Annotated in this window: 18 protein-coding genes; 11 read left to right on the top strand and 7 right to left on the bottom strand. The window is 67.4% G+C overall.

Features of this window, described 5'->3' with window-relative positions; all coding sequences use genetic code 11:
• The first annotated feature begins 153 nt into the window (after window positions 1–153).
• The 3 genes from HALRU_RS15425 (at window position 154) to HALRU_RS15415 (ending at window position 1849) form a co-directional block, all read left to right on the top strand.
• On the top strand, window positions 154–606 hold the full coding sequence (locus HALRU_RS15425; protein ID WP_015302320.1) for a TIGR00725 family protein: 453 nt from the start codon (window positions 154–156) through the stop codon (window positions 604–606).
• Window positions 607–658: 52 nt separating this feature from the next.
• Window positions 659–1090, top strand: coding sequence for a GNAT family N-acetyltransferase (locus HALRU_RS15420; RefSeq protein ID WP_015302319.1), 432 nt, complete (start codon window positions 659–661; stop codon window positions 1088–1090).
• A gap of 90 nt (window positions 1091–1180) precedes the next feature.
• Window positions 1181–1849, top strand: a complete 669-nt coding sequence (locus HALRU_RS15415) for an Sjogren's syndrome/scleroderma autoantigen 1 family protein (RefSeq protein WP_015302318.1) — start codon at window positions 1181–1183, stop codon at window positions 1847–1849.
• Between the two features lie 5 nt (window positions 1850–1854).
• Here HALRU_RS15415 and HALRU_RS15410 read toward each other — a convergent pair whose 3' ends face one another.
• On the bottom strand, window positions 1855–2835 hold the full coding sequence (locus tag HALRU_RS15410; protein WP_015302317.1) for a phosphotransferase family protein: 981 nt from the start codon (window positions 2833–2835) through the stop codon (window positions 1855–1857).
• Between the two features lie 221 nt (window positions 2836–3056).
• Window positions 3057–3323: a hypothetical protein gene (locus HALRU_RS15405; protein ID WP_245547754.1), complete on the bottom strand. Its 267-nt coding sequence runs from the start codon at window positions 3321–3323 to the stop codon at window positions 3057–3059.
• Window positions 3324–3587: 264 nt separating this feature from the next.
• Here HALRU_RS15405 and hisI point away from each other — a divergent pair, with 264 nt between their 5' ends.
• From hisI to HALRU_RS15385, 4 genes are all read left to right on the top strand, one after another.
• Window positions 3588–3953, top strand: coding sequence for a phosphoribosyl-AMP cyclohydrolase (gene hisI / locus HALRU_RS15400; protein ID WP_015302315.1), 366 nt, complete (start codon window positions 3588–3590; stop codon window positions 3951–3953).
• A gap of 2 nt (window positions 3954–3955) precedes the next feature.
• Window positions 3956–5167 carry a DUF7118 family protein gene (locus tag HALRU_RS15395; RefSeq protein ID WP_015302314.1) on the top strand — a complete coding sequence of 404 codons (1212 nt, stop codon included), beginning with the start codon at window positions 3956–3958 and terminating at the stop codon, window positions 5165–5167.
• A gap of 55 nt (window positions 5168–5222) precedes the next feature.
• On the top strand, window positions 5223–5648 hold the full coding sequence (locus tag HALRU_RS15390) for a universal stress protein (protein WP_015302313.1): 426 nt from the start codon (window positions 5223–5225) through the stop codon (window positions 5646–5648).
• 87 nt (window positions 5649–5735) lie between these two features.
• Complete coding sequence (locus tag HALRU_RS15385; RefSeq protein WP_015302312.1) at window positions 5736–6245, top strand: HPP family protein; 510 nt, start codon at window positions 5736–5738, stop codon at window positions 6243–6245.
• A 99-nt stretch (window positions 6246–6344) separates the two neighbouring features.
• Here the strand turns inward: HALRU_RS15385 and glmM are convergent, their stop codons facing one another.
• Window positions 6345–7709, bottom strand: a complete 1365-nt coding sequence (glmM, locus tag HALRU_RS15380) for a phosphoglucosamine mutase (RefSeq protein WP_015302311.1) — start codon at window positions 7707–7709, stop codon at window positions 6345–6347.
• Window positions 7710–7793: 84 nt separating this feature from the next.
• On the opposite strand from glmM, the gene HALRU_RS15375 reads away from it, so the two are divergent.
• From HALRU_RS15375 to HALRU_RS15365, 3 genes are all read left to right on the top strand, one after another.
• Entirely contained in the window at window positions 7794–8849 is a 1056-nt protein-coding gene (locus HALRU_RS15375) for an HVO_0234 family beta-propeller protein (RefSeq protein ID WP_245547753.1), read from the top strand.
• Window positions 8850–8971: 122 nt separating this feature from the next.
• Window positions 8972–9502 carry a hypothetical protein gene (locus HALRU_RS15370; RefSeq protein ID WP_015302309.1) on the top strand — a complete coding sequence of 177 codons (531 nt, stop codon included), beginning with the start codon at window positions 8972–8974 and terminating at the stop codon, window positions 9500–9502.
• A 144-nt stretch (window positions 9503–9646) separates the two neighbouring features.
• Window positions 9647–10513 carry a ribose-phosphate diphosphokinase gene (locus tag HALRU_RS15365; protein WP_015302308.1) on the top strand — a complete coding sequence of 289 codons (867 nt, stop codon included), beginning with the start codon at window positions 9647–9649 and terminating at the stop codon, window positions 10511–10513.
• Between the two features lie 94 nt (window positions 10514–10607).
• Here HALRU_RS15365 and HALRU_RS15360 read toward each other — a convergent pair whose 3' ends face one another.
• Genes HALRU_RS15360 through HALRU_RS15350 form a run of 3 tightly spaced genes read right to left on the bottom strand, consistent with a single transcriptional unit; the run spans window position 10608 to window position 14110 of the window.
• Complete coding sequence (locus HALRU_RS15360) at window positions 10608–12746, bottom strand: CARDB domain-containing protein (protein WP_015302307.1); 2139 nt, start codon at window positions 12744–12746, stop codon at window positions 10608–10610.
• Between the two features lie 54 nt (window positions 12747–12800).
• Window positions 12801–13523 carry an HAD family hydrolase gene (locus HALRU_RS15355; RefSeq protein WP_015302306.1) on the bottom strand — a complete coding sequence of 241 codons (723 nt, stop codon included), beginning with the start codon at window positions 13521–13523 and terminating at the stop codon, window positions 12801–12803.
• Complete coding sequence (locus HALRU_RS15350) at window positions 13520–14110, bottom strand: GNAT family N-acetyltransferase (RefSeq protein WP_015302305.1); 591 nt, start codon at window positions 14108–14110, stop codon at window positions 13520–13522. Before HALRU_RS15350 ends, HALRU_RS15355 begins: the two co-directional genes overlap by 4 nt.
• A 108-nt stretch (window positions 14111–14218) precedes the next feature.
• On the opposite strand from HALRU_RS15350, the gene HALRU_RS15345 reads away from it, so the two are divergent.
• Window positions 14219–15109, top strand: coding sequence for a DUF7351 domain-containing protein (locus tag HALRU_RS15345; RefSeq protein ID WP_148680566.1), 891 nt, complete (start codon window positions 14219–14221; stop codon window positions 15107–15109).
• A gap of 16 nt (window positions 15110–15125) precedes the next feature.
• On the opposite strand, the gene ileS is transcribed toward HALRU_RS15345, so the two are convergent.
• Complete coding sequence (gene ileS / locus HALRU_RS15340) at window positions 15126–18425, bottom strand: isoleucine--tRNA ligase (RefSeq protein ID WP_015302303.1); 3300 nt, start codon at window positions 18423–18425, stop codon at window positions 15126–15128.
• Window positions 18426–18576: the final 151 nt, after the last annotated feature.

The raw sequence follows: 18576 nt of genomic DNA, 5'->3' as shown, positions 1-18576 counted from the left end.
CAGCCGCGACCGTTCGCTGCCGACGACATCCCCTCCACGTCTGTCGAACGGCAATCCAGCCTCGCCGATAGTATCTCAGACGTGAATTTCAAATTGAACTGGGTGCATTCCGGGTACCAAACAGTCAAGGGCCCGGCCCGTCCTGTCTCTCTCATGCGCGTCAGTGTCATTGGCGGGGGTGAGATCACCGATGCAGAGTCGAAACTCGCCGAGCGAGTCGGCCGGGAACTGGGAACCCGGGGTCACGACGTCGTCTGTGGCGGTCTCGGCGGCACCATGTGGGCCGTCTGTCGCGGCGCGTCGGAGGCGGGCGGCCGCACCATCGGCATCCTCCCGACCAACTCGGTCGCCGACGCCAACCCCCACGTCGACGTCCCGATCGCGACCGGCATGGGTCACGCTCGCAACGCGCTCGTCCCGCTGAACGGCGACGCGGTGATCGCCCTCGCCGGGAGCACCGGCACCCTCTCCGAAATCGGGTTCGCCCACGTGTACGAGCGCCCGGTCGTCAGCCTCGGGGCCGCCGCGGTCCCAAGTCTCGACATGGAGACGGCGTCGACCCCCGAAGAGGCGGTCGAGTTCGTCGAATCCGCCGTCTCCGAGTAGCACACCCCGTCGTCACCGTCACCCTCATTTCACTGCCGGCGAACGGTCTCACATGGCAGCCACTGCGGATGTCCCCGATGGCTACGCGCTTCGACGGGATGTCCCAACTCCCGAGACGTTCCTCACTCTCCGCGAAGCCGCCGGCATGCCCCCGCGATCCCGCGACGGTGCAGAACGCGGCCTCCCGAACTCACTGTTCGGTGTCACCGTCGTCCACGAGCCGACGAACGAGCCGGTTGGCATGGGTCGCGTCGTCGGCGATGGCGGAACCGTCTACCAGATCTGCGACATGGCCGTCCACCCCGACCACCAGGGCCAGGGCCTGGGAACGGTGATCATGTCCGCGATCGACGAGTGGATCGCCGAGACGGCCCCGCCGAACGCCTACGTGAATCTCTTCGCCGACGTCGACGGTTTCTACGAGCGATTCGGCTTCGAAGCGACCCGTCCGGCGTCGAACGGGATGTTTCGACGGACGGAGTGACCCCTCGGGGACGGTCTGGCGCCCGGACACCGACGCCAGTCGCTGACGCGGGTCGTAGCCTTTTCGACGTTCCAGCCCCACTAGCCGTCCATGAGCGAGACGGAGGACGACGACGGCGGTATCGACAAGGAAGCCCTCCGGGAGGAACTGCGCGAGAAGTACGAGGAAGACGACACCGAGCGTGAGGCCACCCAGCGCATGAGCGACCTCCTGTTGAAGGGCGCGACGATGACGAACTCCCACTGTGACACCTGTGGCGACCCGCTCTTCCAGCAGAACGGCGCCACTTTCTGTCCGTCCTGTCATGGCGGTCCGGAGGGCGTCGAGGCGTCGGCGAACGGCGCCGCTGCCGGTGACGCTCCGCAGAACGGCACGCCCGACCGCCGCCCAGAACCGACGTCGCAGACACCGAACGACTCGGGAACGGCCGACGAGCCTCGCGAGCCGTCGTCGGTCGAACCGGAGCGCCAATCGTTCGACCCGCAGTCGTCGCCGACGAACCCGGACGCCGTCGACACACCGGATCCGTCGGAACTGGCCGATCCCGGCGCTGGTGCCACCGGTGGCCCGTCGACGCCGCCGAGACGCACGTCCGCACGGCCTGCCGACGGCGACGCGACCGACGCGGCGACCTCGCTACGGACGGCACTCGAACGCTTCGCACACGAGGCGGCGACGACCGACGACCCCCGATACGCCCGTGAGTGTCTCGAAGCCGCGAACGAGGCCGCAGAAACCCTCGAAACCCTCCAGCGGTAACCTCCTCACGCCCACGTGTCTCGGCAGGTGGCGAGCGTCTCGTCGATGAACGTCGAGAGGAACGACGCGACGTCCTGCGTTTCTTCGTCGATCCCTCGCTGGGTGGCGAGCGAGTCGAGGTGTGAGGCGGCGACGAACGCCCGGTAGGCGTCGGCTCGCTCGTCGAATCCGTCCGGAAGCGGGCGGACTGACTCGTAGGCCGCTCGGAACGTCGCCTCGGCGTCGTCCGGCCCCTCCCAGCCGGTCCCGTCGAACAGTGGGACGGCGGTTCGCCAGAAGTCCCACTCGGGACTGCCCGCCAGGGCGTGTTCGAAGTCGATGACACAGGTCGTATCGCCGCCGGTGACGGCGACGTGGTCCGGCGTGAACCAGCCGTGACAGAGTACGGCCTCGCCGCCGAGACAGTCGAATCGGGCGGCGTGATCCCGAAGGAACGCCCGCGTTTCGGCGACCGCGCTCTCGTATCCGGTGCCGGAGACGGTCCGTTCGTAGACGGCCAGCTGATCGTCGAGCGCGTCGCTCCACGTCGCGTCGTGGTCAGCGTCGACCCGCAGGCCGCTCTCCGGATCGGCGGGATCGCCGTCGATCGCCAGCAACCCCGGGCGGTCGAACGTCGCCTCGCCGTGGAGCGTCGCAAGCGTCCGTCCGGCAATCCGGAGCCAGTTCGTCTCGAGAGTCCGCTCGTCTTCCGGCGGTTCCGTCGGCGAATCTTCCCGGTAGGCCGCGAGAAACCAGTCTGCACCCACGTCGAATATCTCGGGAACCGGAATCGACGTCTCCCTCGCTACGTACCGGAGGACTCGTCCCTCGACACCGGCCGACCCGCGATCGTCCACGGACACCTTACAGACCGCCCGACGGTCGTCGACGTCGACCTCGTACACTTCGTGCGGCGGGACTGCGTGGAGGGACCGCACTGGCTCAACTCGATCGGCCGGCTGTCCGAGCACCGTCTCGATTCGCTCACCCGCTGGCAACTCTTCCATTGCACGATTCGGTACAATCAGAGGGGTACAAGCCCTGACGCTACCGTACACTCCTACCGGTAGACTGAAGGGTTCAAGTGCCCTAGTCCCGACCGAGAGTTTGTTTCTCGAGGTCGAACTCGCCCGTCGAGTGCTGTCTCTATCGGCGAAAAACCGTCTTCAGACGTGCGGAATCGACACTCTCAGGTGACAGAATCGCCTCGAGGCCCGACGATATCGACTTATCGACGGCCGAACCCGGGCCGTGGCGGTCGTTCGAAGACGAGCACGACCCAGGTAATGACCGTGACGGCGAGCAACGAGCCGGCGCTCCACCATCGGACGCTCACGAAGGGAAGCAACCGGACAATGCCGATGGCCGCTAGCCAAACCACCAGGTCGAAGAAGATGAACGAGCGAAGCGGGTGCGTCTCGTGGAATCGGCTGATCCAGTTCTTTCGCTTCTCGCGTTCGTCGGCGATACCCCGTCGATCGTCGGCCATGGGCATGTCGTGAGTACCCAATGTGGCGCCCGTGCCAAAACTGTCGCGCATCCGTGCTACTCGCGGATCGCGGCTCCACCGCTTGGACCGCTGCTCAGAACATCTGAGAACAGGTGAGCGCGGTATTCCGGCGATTCCGTCGCGGTCCTTTTTCATCGAAGGTTTTCGCGACGAGTTGCGGGCAACTGCCAGCACTCGCTCGCGCAAAAAGTTCGGCGGGAAACGTTCGGTTGCAAAAGGCCTATCGCTCTCCCCACCGACCTGTCACGTATGACCGACGTCGAGGTGGATTTCGGCGAGACCGGACTGGTCCCCGCGATCGCCCAGGATGCCGAGTCGGGTGAGGTGTTGATGCTCGCCTACGTCTCGCCCGAGGCCTTAGAGCGGACCCGCGAGACGGGGCTGGCCCACTACTACTCGCGTTCTCGCGACGAACTCTGGAAGAAGGGCGGTTCGAGCGGGCACGTCCAGCGCGTCGACGAGGTCCGGGTCGACTGTGACGCGGATGCGCTCCTCTACCTCGTCGACCAGGAGGGCGGCGCCTGTCACACCGGCCATCGCTCGTGCTTTTACCGCACCGCCGACGGCGACCACGTCGGCGAACGGGTGTTCGATCCGGAGGCCGTCTACGAGTAACCATGTCGAATCCTGTGCAATCCGGCAGCGATGGCACCGACGCTGCTGGACCGGACGCGACCGCCCGCGAGATCGACAGTGATGCGCTGGCCCAACTCGAGGCGGCGATCGACCGGGTCGAGTCGGTCCAGCATCGAATCGACGACGTCGGCGCGGACGAGGTCGAACGCGGTGCCGAGGCCTATCGTCGAGCACGGAAACTCCTCGAGAACAACGACGAGCGAGCGGTCGGGACGGGTCGCGAGGCCTTCGCGGCCTACGTTCAATTCGAGGCACAGTTCGACGATCTCGTCGACGGACTCGACGACGATCTCGCGGAACGGGCGGCGTTCGAGGACGCCTACGAGGCCATCGACAAGCGCCGCCTCTACGACGAGGACTTCGAGGCGGCGAAGGCGGCCCTCGACCCAGCCGAGCGCTACGTCTCGCTCCTCGACGAACGCGAGGCGGCGACGAGCGACCTCCACGAGGCTCGCAAAGCCGCCCATCGGCGCATCGACACCCTCGACGCCGAGATCGATCGGCACGACCGTCTCGTCGAACTCGCGTCGGTCGATCTCGACGTCCCGGTCGATCGCATTCGGGACCCGATCGAGACCTACAACCGGGCCGTCGAGGCCGCGGTCGACGCGCATCTGTCGACTGCCTCGGCCCGCGAGGTGTTTGCCTTCCTCGAACGGAGTCGCCTCTACCCGCTCGTGGACTTCGAGCGACCGCCTGCGGACCTCCGTGACTTCGTCGAGTCGAATCCGGCAGGCGAGTCGACCGTCTCACAGCTTCTCGAGTACGCAGCGTACTCGCGGTCGAAACTCGCCCATCACGTCGACGACCCCGATGAACTCAAGCGCCAGGTAGCCACCCAGCGAACCTACCTGCAGCGCCTCGACGCCGAACCGTTGACGATCCCGTGGCCGCCAGCCCCCGCCGAGACGCTGCGGTTTCAGGTGCGCGAACGCCGCCCGCTCGTCACCCGACTCGCGGCCACCGTGAGCGACGTCGAGACGGACCCGGCCGCCGCGCTCCAGGCAGTCGGGGACCTCGTCCACGATCCGGCGTACGACCGGCTCCAGACCGCCGCGACCGCCCGGACCGAACTGAGCGAGCGCGAACGCGAGCGCATCGAAGCCGGACAGGTCGCCGCCGATCTCGAGGCCCTTCGAGCCGAACGCACCGCGTTGCAGGACGCGCTAGAAACGGCCGACGACGTGACCTGATGCCGGTCGACGCGGACCCGTCGACTTTTACCCGTCCGACTGCGTAGCCTCGCTCGTGACTCAGCAGCTCCTCGTCCCGATGGACGATTCGGCGCTCGCTCGTTCCGCACTCGAGCACGCGCTCACTGCGTTCGACGAGGTCGCGGTGACCGTCGTCCACGTCGTCGACGACCTCGAAGTGGCCTACGGCGGCGGTGCGCCGGGCGTCGCCGACGGCGAACCGGATTTCTTCGCAGACGTTCGAACCATCGCCGACGAGCACGACGCCACCGTCGAGACGGCCGTAATCGAGGGCGCCCCTGCGGATGCGATCGTCGAGCACGTCCGCACCGAACCCGTAGACGGCATCGTCATGGGCAGCGAAGGCCGATCGGGCGTCTCGCGGGTCCTCCTCGGCAGCGTCGCCGAGGCCGTCGCGCGGCGGTCGCCGGTCCCGGTGACGATCGTCCCCGCCGACGATCGCGGTACTGGCGAGTCGTAGCGACAGGCCGTCGAGTGTCGTATGGCGCTGATCGGCTCCGCTCCGAAACCGCGGGGTCTTTGCCCATCTAGCGGGGACTGACGGCCGATGGACGACCGCGTCGGCACGACGCTGCACACCGGGATGCTCCTCTCGACGACGGCAGCGCTGGCCTGGCTCACGGGGCTCCCGATGCTCTTTCCCAGCCTCGGGCCATCGGCGTTCGTCCTCGCACTGTTCGAACGCGGCGAGTCGACGTCCCCGCGACGGGTGATCGGCGGGCACGCCGTCGGCGTCGCCGCCGGGCTCATCGCGTACACGCTTCTCGCTGGCGGTGCTGACATGACGACGGCAACGGCCCCGGGCTCGATTACGGGGTTGCGCCTCGGGGCGAGTGCTGTCTTCGCCACCACGCTCACTGCCGGGGGGATGCTCGCGACTGACACCCGTCATCCGCCGGCCTGTGCGACCACGCTCATCGTCTCGCTCGGCCTGCTCCCGACGGTCGGGGAGGGCGCGCTCATCCTCCTCGCGGTCGTCGTGCTCGTCGTCGCCCACCGCGTGCTCCTCGCGACGGATCGCCTCGGCAAAACGTACGCCGGATCCATCGGCTCGTAACGCCGCCTGAACGGCGGGTACCGCCGAACGGTACTGTAACGAGCCACAGCTACCAGTTGCGAATCGTCGTCCGCTCCGTTCGGTCAGCCTACGACTCCGTTACGCCTGCCCCGTAGCGGCCAGCAGTGCCTCGTGGACGTCCGTCACGAGTTCCTCGGCCCGGTCCCGGTCACGCGCCTCGGCGTAGATTCGCACGAGCGGCTCGGTTCCAGAGGGGCGAGCGAGCACCCAGGCGTCGCCGTAGTCGAGCCGGTAGCCGTCGCGGGAGGTCACCGACGCGTCGGCGTCCTCGGCGTAGGCGGCTGCGGCCTCGAGCATGGCGTCGCACTCGGCCGTTGACGCGTACTCGACGTTTCGGCGGACGTTGGCGTAGCCGTCGTACGGCGCGACGAGCTCGCTGGCGGGCGTCTCGGCGACGAGTTCGAGGAAGCGAGCTGCGATGTAGGCGCCGTCGCGGGCGAGCCGGTAGTCTGGGAAGAAGATCCCGCCGTTGCCCTCGCCGGCGATCGGGACGTGGCGTCCCTCGGCGTCGAGCTCGCGGATGCGCGTGATGATGTTCGTTGACCCGATCGGTGTGAGTTCCACGTCGGCTCCGACGTCGGTGGCGACGTCGACGAGTCGCTGGGAGACGTTCACGGCCGAGACGAGCGCGTCGTCCGCGTCGAGTTCCGCCGCGGCGAGGGCTGCGAAGGTTGCGTCGCCTTCTAAGTGGGTGCCGGTCTCGTCGAAGAAGATCGCCCGGTCGGCGTCGCCGTCGTGGGCGATGCCGACGTCGGCGTCGGCGGCGCGAACCAGTCGGCCGAGCTCGCCTAAGTTTTCCGCGACGGGTTCCGGATCGCGACCGGGGAAGTGCCCGTCGGGCTGGGCGTTGACGGTGACGACGTGACAGCCCAGCGCCCGGAACACGTCCGGGCTCGTCAGCGACCCGGCGCCGTGGCCGGGGTCTAACGCGACGGTGAGGTCGGCCGCGGCGATTCGCTCGCGGTCGACCGCCGCGAGGACGTCCTCGACGTACGCCTCTCTGGTGCCGTCGATCGCTCGCACCTGCCCGATCTCGTCCCAGGCGACGTCGGCGAAGTCCTCGGCGAGCAGCGTCTCCTCGATCGTCTCCAGTTCGGCGACCGAGAGTTCGACGCCGTCGGCGCCGATCAGCTTCACGCCGTTGTACTCGGGCGGGTTGTGCGAGGCCGTGACGACGATCGCCGGCACGCCTTCGCGCCCCGCGTAGGCCTGGACACCGGGCGTCGGGGCGATCCCGAGCCGATCGACGTCGGCACCGACGCTCGCTAGCCCGCTCGTCGCCGCGTCGACGAGCATCCGGCCGGTGTGGCGCGTATCGCGGCCGATCGCGACGCGCGGAGCGCCCCACGCCGTCCCGGCCGCCTTCGCGACGCGGAGCACGAACGCCGGTGTCAACTCCTCGTTCGCTACGCCGCGTGCACCACTCGACCCGAATACCTCCATCGAATCCCATTCCGACCGCCCACCTCAAAGACATTCCGAAGCGCTACGCCGTCGCCGTCGTCTCGGGCCCATCGACACGGGGTGATGCCAATCCTTTCTACGATCCGCGCCGAATCGGCTGGCATGCAGACGCTGACGGAGAAGCGGGTCTACGACGAACACGTCGGCGCGCGTTCGTGTCTCGTGGCGAGTGCAACCGGCCTCGTCGTCGTTCGAGTCACGGACACTGCCGTCGGCGAATTCTCGCTGGTCGATCGACGACCGGCTCGTGACGTGGCCGTCGAGCCGATCGCGACCGACGCGGGCGACGCCCGACACGCCGTCGCGGTCGCGACCGAGGACGACGTGCTCGTCGGGACTGTGGCGGGATCGACCGTCGCGACGAACGAGTCGGCGACCGAGACCGAACCGGCGACTGATCTCGAACGACCCGGCACGACCGCTAGCCCCGATCTTTCGACGTCGCTCTCGGACGCGCTCGAACCGACCGGATTCGGCCCCGCGACCTGCGTCGATGCTGGGCCCGAGACGATCGTCGCCGCCGCGCCGGACGGTGAACTCCGCTGTCTCGAGTACGCTGATGGGCAGCCGGCCGCCGACTCGTCGTGGACCGAGATTACTGCGCCGCGGGAGGCGGCCGCTGACGAGCCTGTCCAGCGTCCATCCGTCGCAGCGATCGACGCTCCGTACGTCGCGACTGACCGTGGCGTCTTCCGAATCCGAGACCGGACGCTCCAGGCCATCGGCCTCGACGAGGTCCGGGACGTCGCGTCCGACGGAGTGGTGCTGGCGGGGGCCGAGTCGGGACTGTACACGCTCGAGAGCGAGTGGCACTCGTTGCTCGACGACCCGGTCGATGCCGTCTCCGTCGTGAACCGCCCCAGCGGGTCCGCACCCATCCAATCGGCCGTTGGGTCCGGAACGGCACTCGTCGCACTCGAATTCGCGGAATCGGACGCAGCGCCGACCCGTCGGACACTCGCCACTGCGAACGACCCGATCGTCGATCTGACGGCTGGGCCGGCCGGCCCCGTCTATGCGATCACCGATGCTGGGACACTCATCGCCGCCGACCGTACGGACCACCGTCGTCACGTGCTAGGGGTTCGTGATCCGGCTGCGATCGCACTCGTCGACTAACGCGATTTACTGCGGTCTCCGTAACCGACTCGCCGAGAGGGACGACGCCGTTGGCCCGAAACAGTCGCACTTCCTACACATGTCTGACAAACAGTTATCCGCGACAGGTCGAAGAGTCACGTATGACACAGCGGACACGACGCCGATTCCTCGCCGTCGCCGGCGCACTCGGTGTGAGCGCGACGGCCGGCTGTCTCAGTGGTGACGAGAGCGACCCGGACGATGGAGCAGACGAGGGGTCAGACGACGGCTCGACCGACGACGGACCCGATGGCGACGCCAACTCGCCGGACGATTCCGGATCGACGGACGAGTCGTCGACCGTCGAGGGGACCCTCCTCGGGGATATCACGGTCGACAACTTGCACGACGCGACCCACACGGTCGACGTGCAGGTCGAGATCAACGGCTCGATGGAATCGTGGGTATCGAAGGAGATCGAAAGTCGCACCGGGAGCGTCGCGCTCGACCGGTCCTGGGACGCGGCCGGCGGCGAGTTCCGGGTCCGGGTCAGGCTCGACGGCACCGAGTTCGTCGAAGTCACCCCGGCGGACTGGAACAGCCCCGACTGCCTCTCGCTGATCGTCGTCATCGATCAGTCGGGAGCACTCCGCGTCGCTGGCGATACGACCAGCGGTTTCTGCGCCCAGTAGTCAGGTTCGCCTTCGGTCGTTCTCTCTCTCTCTCTCTCTCTCTCTCTCTCTCTCTCTCTCTCTCTCTCTCTCTCTCTCTCTTGCTATCGTGCTCCGCCGTCGACAACCGAAACCGGTTCGTAGCCGCCGCCAGTCGTCTCCGGTATGATCGTCAGTGGGTCTTCCTCGCAGTCGCTGGCCGCCACACTCGCTGCTGAGCTCGACGAACCGCTCGCCGCGGTGTCTATCGAACAGTTCCCCGACGGGGAGTTACTCGCCTCCGTGCCCGGTCTCGCGGACGCCGAGCGCGTCCCGGACCGCGTCGTGATCGTCGCGTCGACCGTCTCGAGCGACGCGCACGTGGAGCTCCTCCAGTTGCAAGACGCCGCCCAGGAGGCCGGCGTCGACGAGATCGTCACCGTCGTCCCCTACATGGGCTACGCCCGTCAGGACGCCTCGTTCGAAGCCGGCCAGCCGATCTCCGCCCGGGCCGTCGCTCGGGCGCTCTCGACCGGTGCCGACCGGGTCGTCACCGCGAATCCCCACGAAGCCGCCGTCTGTGACTTCTTCGACCCGCCGGCGACGAACGTCGACGTCGCGCCGGCACTGGCCGAGCCGCTCCCGGACGACCTGACCGACCCCATCTTCCTCTCGCCCGACGCGGGCGCCGTCGACATCGCCGAGACCGTCCGTGACGCCTACGGGGCGGGTACGACCGACTATTTCGAGAAGACTCGCACGTCCGGGACCGAGGTCGAGATCGCACCGAGCGACGTCCGCGTCGCCGACCGGGACGTGGTCGTCGTCGACGACATCGTCGCCACCGGCGGGACGATGAGCGAGGCCATCGGCGTCCTCGACGCCCGCGGTGCCGCCCGCGTCTACGTCAGCTGTGTGCACCCGCTGCTCGCCGGCGCTGCCTACACGCGCCTCGCTCGCGCCGGCGTCGAGGCGATCTACGGCACCGACACCATCGAGGGGCCCGCCAGTGCGGTATCGGCCGCGCCGTGGCTCGCCGACGCGCTGGAGTGATTACTCGTCACCACATAGCCGAACATCCCCGATGCCGTCGTGTACGTCCTCTTCGCTCGCGAAAATTGGGTCCCTGTGTCGCAGGCCAGGTCGCTCACCCGTCTCCCAAGATGCCGCGCCGTCGAGCGACGAGCACGCTGCCAAGGGCGGCGACGAGCGCCGTCACGCCCGCGATAGCCGTCGTCGAGAGTGAGGTGAGCGCCGCTTCGGCCTCCGCGGCGTAGCCGGCGATTCGCCCCACACCGACCAGCGTCTGCCGATCACCGGCGCTCACCTGGTTCAGGCCGTTCTCGTGGAGCGTGAACGTGGCCTCGACCTGTGTCGACTCTCCGGGAGCGAGGTGAACGGTCTCCGTGGCGACGGTGCCACCGGGGGTCCGGATGGTCACCTCGCGCGTCGATGGCCGGTCCGGATGGCCGGTCACGACGGCCGTCGCGGTGACGTCGTCGCCGACGTCGACGCTGCGGTCCGAGACCGCGAGGTCGGTGACGGTCGCCGTGGCCGCCGCCTCGACGGTGACCGTTCGACGGTCGTCACCGACCTGCAATTCGTACGTTCCAGGCTCCGACGGCGTCCACGCGACCGTCTCGGTCGTTCGCACTCCGGCGTCCAGCTGGCCGGCGGTCGCATCGACGATCTCGCCGTCGACGGCGAGTGCGGCGTCGTAGTGCCCTGCCGTCGCGTCGACGTTCGTGACCGTGATCGGTATCGCCGCCGTCTCGCCAGGGACGAGTTCACCGGGTTCGTCGATGGAGCCGTCGCGATAGGGACCGGTGACGGCGATCGCCTCCTCGGCGAAGGCGGTGTCGAACGCGGTCGGTTCGACGGCGAACAGCGACCGATACGCCGACTCGGAGCGCGTGTCTGGGATCGTCTCGATTTCGACGACGCGTTCGGCCGTCGCCACAGCGTCGGGGCCGCCGACGTCCTCGACCGCCGCGTAGAATTCGGCCAGTTCGAGGGGTCGTTCCGCGGCGCCCACCCGCCTGAAGACTCCCTGCAGGCTGCGGTCGCCGTCGGTGGCGTGTCTGATCTCGCGGTCCATCGCCAGCAGTGCGAGCGGGCCGCGAGCGTAGGGTGTCTCCCTGTCGGCCCAGGTGCCGGGGTCGGCGAGGACACCCTGGTCGTAGGGATACCGGGAGCCTCGTTCGACGAACCGGCGGAACGCGTCGTACTCGACGTATCCGAGTTCGAGTGCCAGTGTCGCAGCGTAGTAATCGGCCTGACCCTCGACGAGCCACCGTGTGGCGGCCGTCGTGCCGTTTCCGACGCCCGCGAACGGCTGGCGCGAGTGGGTGTACTCGTGCAGCCAGACGTTCCCCGGCCGTTCGAGGTCGGCGTCGGCCCGGACCCACGCGTCACTGTCGCCGTACTGCAGGCCTGAGGCGCGCCAGTCGACCTCCCCAACGGGTGCCGCGACGACGAAGAACTCGTCGTTTCGTGCACCGACGTCTAACTCCTGGCCCGCTCCGTTCAGCGCCCCGAGGATGGCGTCCGGCGACTCGGCGAGATCGGCCGCCTCGGGGACCACCAGCCGGTGACGCTCGCCGTTGGCTTCGGAGACGAACTCCTCGACGGGCCCGAAGACGGCGATCGTCTCGCCGACGGCACCCTCGCCGTCGACGCTCGCCGTCCGCTCGACAGCAACCGAGTGGCCGCGTCGGTACTGCCAGCCGTAGGACAGCTGCGGAACCGCGACGATTCCCCACTCGCCGGTCTCGGCGAAGTCGAGGTCCTCGCCGCGCTGAGCGGTCGCCGTCGATCGATGGCCGCCCTCCCGGTACTGGCGATTCGCCTCGACCCCGAGCGTCACCGTCGGGTCCGCCGTTTCACCGTCCCACTCGAGCGTGTTCGAATCGATCTTCGTGAACCCGTCGGTCGCCTCGACCGCCGCTTCCGACGGCACGGAGAGCTCCAGGCGCGTGACAGCCTCGGGGATCGAAATCGTCGCTACCGCCCCGAACTCGCCCGGCTCGTCCGGCCGCTGGTGAAGCTCGACCGATTCGTCGATCGTCTCCCGCGTCGTTGCGGCGCTCGGGCGGGCCAGTTCCCGTTCGTTCACGACTGACAGGGCGTGAACTGACGGATCCGACGTTGCAAACGCGGCGGTCGATTGCTCGTCTCCCGGCGCGCTCGACGCCCCATCCGAAGCGCCCGCTGCGGGCCCGACGGCCATCGCGGGCAGCGACAGCACGAGAAGAAAGACGAATACGATCGACAGACAGTGTCGCATCTGAACGCGTTTCGGCGACGGACCAGCAAATCCCTTGTGGGCGTGCCGTGACGATCACCGAAGCACGGACGGCAGGTCAGCCAACGACGAGAGCGTGTACGTGGGTTCGACGCTGGTTCTCGGGGCGGGCTTCCCGTCGGAAATCCAGGCGGTGTCGATCCCGACCTCGGTCGCACCACGGACGTCCGTCTCGAGTGAATCACCGATTTTAAGGGCTCGTTCCGGTGTCCCGTCGAGTTCCGCGAGCGCCCGCTCGAACGGTTCTGCGGCCGGCTTGACGCGCTCGACGTCGCTGCCGAACAGCGTCACGTCGAACCGGTCGCGAAGCCCCACGGCCGCCAGTTTGGCCGCGTGGGTGCGCTCGGGCCCGTTCGTGACGAGCGCCGTTTCGTACGGATCGGCCGCGTGGAGTGCGGTTTTCGCTCCCGGTCGAAGGGACACCGCACGGGGGTCGAGCACCTCGTGATACGCCGCGGCTACTTCCTTCGCGTCGATCGATACGCCGGCGGCCGCCGCGGCGGTTTCGAACACGCGCCGATCGAAGCTGTCCGCGTCGAGATCGGTCGTTCCCGCGGCGACGGCCCGCTGGGCCAGCGACAGCGTCTCCGATCCACAGAACGGTTCGACGTCACAGTCGGCGCAGGCCTCCGCGAATACCGCCGACGCGCAGCGATCGTGCTCGATCAGCGTTCGATCGAGGTCGAATAGCACCACGTCGTACGGGCGGGAGTCGGGCGGTGCATCGTCACCGTTTCGCCTCGAATCCGTCTCGCTCATGACTTCTCCTCCCGATTCCACTCCTCGTCGAGTATCGCATACTGATCGACCCCCCGGTACTCGCCTCCGCACACGCGACACTCCCGTTTAGTCCCCTCGTGAACAAAGCCGAGCCGCTCGAGGAGGCGTCGAGACGCGTCGTTTTCGTCGAACACGTCGGCCTGAATCCGGTGCAGCCCCAGCTCCCGAACGGCGTAGTTACACAGCACGGAGACGGCTTCCGTCGCGTATCCCTCGCCGCGATAGTCCGGAAGGAGCCAGTAGCTGAGCGTCCCCGAGACGCGGTCGATGTCGAAGAGGGATACGGCCCCCACGATCGATCCGCGATCCGTCTCGTTCCAGTCGTCCGCCCCGTTCGAACCGCCATCGTCGCGAAGGCAGACGAGGAGGTTACAACTCGACTCGTCGTTCGTCACGGACTCGATGAACGATTCGGTTCGATTGGACGGCCACGGGGTATCGAATCCGAGTGCCTGCCGAAAGCCGGGTTCGTTTCTGACGTATCCGAGAACGCGGCGGTCCGTCTCGGCGTTCTCGACGACGCGGAACTCGATCCGTTCTCCTTCGAGGAAGACGTGTCCAGGCATCGTATCGTGTGCTCGAGATGGGTCGAACCTGCCATAGCGATTTGGAGAAATTTCCTTCTCCCGGAGGCGTTCCAAAACGGCTTACTGGTCGCGGTGGTCACAGTCGTTGTGACCCGTCGAAACGCTCCCGGGCCGGCGGACGACGGGCGAGATCGGGTGCCACCCGGGCGCGACGACTCGTTTCGCGGCCTCGCCAGCGAGCTCCGACTCGGACTCGTCGCGATCCTCGCCGCGAGCGACGCGCCGCTGTCGTATTCGACGATACTTGACCGATCCCCGGTCGACGACGGCGGCCGGTTGAACTACCACCTCCGCCAGCTCACGGGCACGTTCGTTCGGAAATCGAGCGCCGGCTACGAACTCACCCAGCAGGGGCGGTGGGCGCACAACCTCCTCGTCGCCGACGTGCTCAACGACGAGGTCGAACGCGACCCGGTCGTGATCGACTCCGTGTGCGGCCGCTGCGCCAATCCGACGGTCGAAATCAGCTACCGAGCGGGCGAAGGAGTCGTCGAGTGCCCCGCGTGCGAGCACGTCTTGAGCGCATTTGACTTCCCGCCGGGCCCGGCGGACTCCCTCTCCACGGCGGCGTTCGTCGCGGCCTACGCGAACCGAACCCGGGCCTACGTCGACCTCGCCGACGACGGCGTCTGTCCGTTCTGCGCCCACCGGATGACGTCGACCGTCGATTCGTGGGCCGAGCGCCGACCGGACGCTCCGTCGGTCAGGTTCGACTGCGCCGGCTGTGGCGCCACCGTGTACGCACCGGTGGGCCTCGTGCTGTCGACACGCCCTCGAATCGCCTCGACGCTGTTCGATCACGGGGCCGCCCTCGACACCACGCCGTTCTGGGAGTACGAGTGGGCCGTCTTCTCGGCGCCGACGGTCAGTCAGCAGGAACCGCTTCGCATCTCTCTCACGATCACCGTCGCCGACGTCGAGTGGCGAGTCGTCGTGAACGGCGACGCGTCGATCGTCGACTGTCAGCCCTCGATGTAGAAATCGTCGCGTCCGCCTAATCGGACGCTTCGGCGGTCGCGAGCGGTTCGATTGCCAGTTCCATCGAGACGCCCTCGACGTCCCAGGTCTCGCGGTGGCCGTCTGTCACCGTTCGGATTTCGTCGGCACGCACTTCCTCGCGGACGAGGTCCATACGTTCGTCGACCAGATCAGCGACGCGGTCGTCGCCCACGTCGAGTTCGAGGGCGATGCGCTGCTCGACGTCGAGATCGGCGTCCTTGCGCATCTCCTGAACGCGGCGGATGACCTCGCGGGCGTAGCCCTCGCTCTCGATGTCCGCGGTGAGCGAGGCGTCGACGTAGGCGACGCCGTGTTCGTCGCCCTCGATCGTGATCGTCGACCCAGCCACGTCGTCGGGCGTCTGGGTGACGAACGAGACCATCTCGTCGTCGAGGTCGACGTCCTCACCTACCGCGTCTGAAACGGCGTCCGCCAGCGCGTCGAGGTCCGGTTCCTCGATGCTGGCCTCGTTGAGCGCGTTCATGACCTGCCCCGCCTGGTCGCCGAACGCGGGGCCGAGAAGGCTCATGTCGGCCTCGGCGCTGTACTCGAGTTCGCCCCAGCGCTCGTCGGCGCCGAGCACCTCGATCTCGCGGGCGTTGAGTCGGTCGGCGAGCAGCGCTTCGTGTCGATCCACGGCCGTGGCGAGCCGTTCGTCGTTCGCCGCGACGACGACGCGCGGAACGGGCCAGCGTAGTTTGCGGCCGGCCTGCTGGCGGGCGTTGGCACCAGCCTCCTCGATCGCGCGCAGCAGCGAGACGTCGGTCTCGAGTTCTTCGTCTTCGAAGCGCCCGTCCGGCGTCGGCCAGTCTTCCATGTGGACCGTGTCGAAGCCGTCGTCGCCGGTGAGCGTGCCGTAGAGTTCCTCTGTGACGAACGGGGCGTACGGTGCGAGCAGGACGACGGTCTCGCGGAGGACGTGGTAGATCGTCGCGTAGGCGGCCGTCTTCGACGCGCTGTCGGCCTCTTCCCACATGCGTTCGCGAACGGCCTGGACGTAGAACCGGGAGACGTCCTCGACGACGAAGTCGATGAGCGCGTCGAGCGCCCGATCCTGTCGGTAGTCGTCGAAGTGGGTGGCCATCTCGGCCTTCGTCGACTGCAGCCGGGCCAGCACCCACTCGTCGACGAGTTCGAGGTCGTCAGCGACCGTCTCGAGGGTCACTCCGGCGGCTTCGCCGCCTCCGTCTCGTTGCGACGGAGTCGCAACGCCCGGCTCGAACCCGTCCAGGCGCATGTACGGCAGCGGGAAGCGGAACACGTTCCAGAGGGTCCGGAGGTGGCGTTCCATCGTCTCCATCCCGTCCCAGGAAAAGCGCATGTCGTCGCCCTGCGGGTTGTTCGACAGCAGGAACATGCGCATGACGTCACGGCCGTGCTTGTCGATGGCCTCGTGGGGGTCGACGAGGATGTCCTTGGATTTCGACATCGCCCGGCCGTCGGGCATCTGGGCGAACCCGTGCATGAGGACTTCCTTGTAGGGAATATCGCCGAGGGCGGTCGTCCCCATGCCGAGCTGGGACCAGAACCAGCCGCGCGTCTGGTCGTGGGCTTCCATGATGAGGTCGGCGGGCCACAGTTCATCGAAGTCGTCCTCGTTCGACGGGTAGCCGATCGTGCCCAGCGAAGCCACCGAGGAGTCGAACCAGACGTCGAAGACGTCCGGCACGCGGGTGTAGGTCGTTCCATCCTCGGTGATCGTCAGCTCGTCGACCGTGTCCTTGTGCAGGTCCACGGACTCGGGGTCGACGTCCTGGTCGACGCGCTCGGCGAGTTCCTCGCGGGTACCGACGACGATCATGTCGTCGGGATCGGCCCCATCGCTATCGGACGAGGAGTCGCCTTCAGGCGTCCAGACGGGCAGCGGGATCCCCCAGTAGCGCTGCCGGGAGACGTTCCAGTCGGGCGCCTCCTCGACGAAGTCCCGGAAGCGGTTGTCGCGGGCCCACTCGGGGTGCCACTTGCTGTCCTCGATGTTGTCGAGCAGTTCGTCCTTGACGTCGGTGATCGTGATGAACCACTGCTCGGTGACGATCTGGATGATGCCCGTATCACACCGCCAGCAGTGGCCGTAACTGTGCGAGATCGTCTCCGAGGCCAGCAACGAGCCGTTCGCCTCGAGGTCGGCGACGATGTCCTCGTTGGCGTCGCGGACGAACTGCCCTTCGTAGGCGCCGCCCTCCTCGGTGTAGACGCCGTCGCCGCCGACGGGACAGAAGATCGGGAAGTCGAGTTCGGTGCCGCGCTCGAAGTCTTCCTCCCCGTGGCCGGGTGCGGAGTGGACGAGGCCGGTCCCGTCGCCGTGCGTGTCGACGTAGTCCGCCGCGTAGACCTCACAGGCGCCGTCGAAGTCGGGGTGGGCTGGCACCTCGTCGGCCATCGGGTGCTCGTACGCCCAGCCGAGCAGGTCCGCGCCGGTCAGCTCCTCGACGACCTCGTAGTCGTCGTAGCGACCCGCCGAGAGGACGTCCTCGACTTTCGGTTCCGCGACGTAGAGGAGCTCTTCGTGGTCGCCGCTTTCGGCCCGAACCCCGACGTAGTCGCCCTTTTCGTCGACGGCGACGAACGTGTTCGCGGGGATGGTCCATGGCGTCGTCGTCCAGACGACGAGCTTACCGTCGCCGCTCGTGTCCGCTGGTGCGTCTCCCTCGCGGTCCGTTACGTCGAATTTCACGTAGACCGAGGGGTCCTCGACGTCGTCGTACTCGACCTCGTTGTTGGCGATCGCGGTCTCACAGCGGGGACACTGCGAGATGGAGCGGTGGCCCTTTTCGACGAGGTCGCGGTCGGCGGCCTGGGAAAAGCCCCACCAGGCGGCTTCCATGTACTCCGGCGAGACCGTCTTGTACGGGTCCTCCCAGTCCATCCAGACGCCGAAGTCCTGGAAGTCGGACTGGAGGCCTTCCAGTTGCTCGTCGGCGTACTCTTTGCAGGCTTCGATGAAGGCGTCCTCCCCGTAGGCTTCGATGTCCTTCTTGTTCTCGAAGCCGAGTTTCTCCTCGACCCGGGTCTCGATGGGCAGCCCGTGCATGTCGTAGCCCGGGCGGTCGGTGACGTCGTAGCCCTGCATCCGCAAAAAGCGGAGGTAGACGTCCTTCAGCGTCTTGTTCCACGTCGTGCCCATGTGCGCCGCGCCGGAGGTGTACGGCGGTCCGTCGACGAAGAAGAACCGCTCGCCGTCGGCCCGGTGGGCTTTCGTCTGCTCGTAGGCGTCGACCTCGTCCCAGTACTCGAAGACCGATTCTTCGAGTGTGTGGGGTTCGTACTGGTCGGCGACCTCGCCGAATCGACTCATACCGGATGGAATTGGCTCCGAGACTAAAGAGCAATCGGTGTGGCAGATTCACCTGTCAGACTTGATCGGCACATCATCCACTCTCGAACGACGAGAAACTATTATGGCTGGTGGCAAAAAAATCTCTCCAATGTCGTTCCCGGTCCGACGG

Origin of the sequence: Halovivax ruber XH-70 (genome assembly GCF_000328525.1) — an archaeon.
Classification (GTDB): Archaea; Halobacteriota; Halobacteria; order Halobacteriales; family Natrialbaceae; genus Halovivax; species Halovivax ruber.
This window is presented reverse-complemented; position numbering and strand designations above follow the sequence as displayed.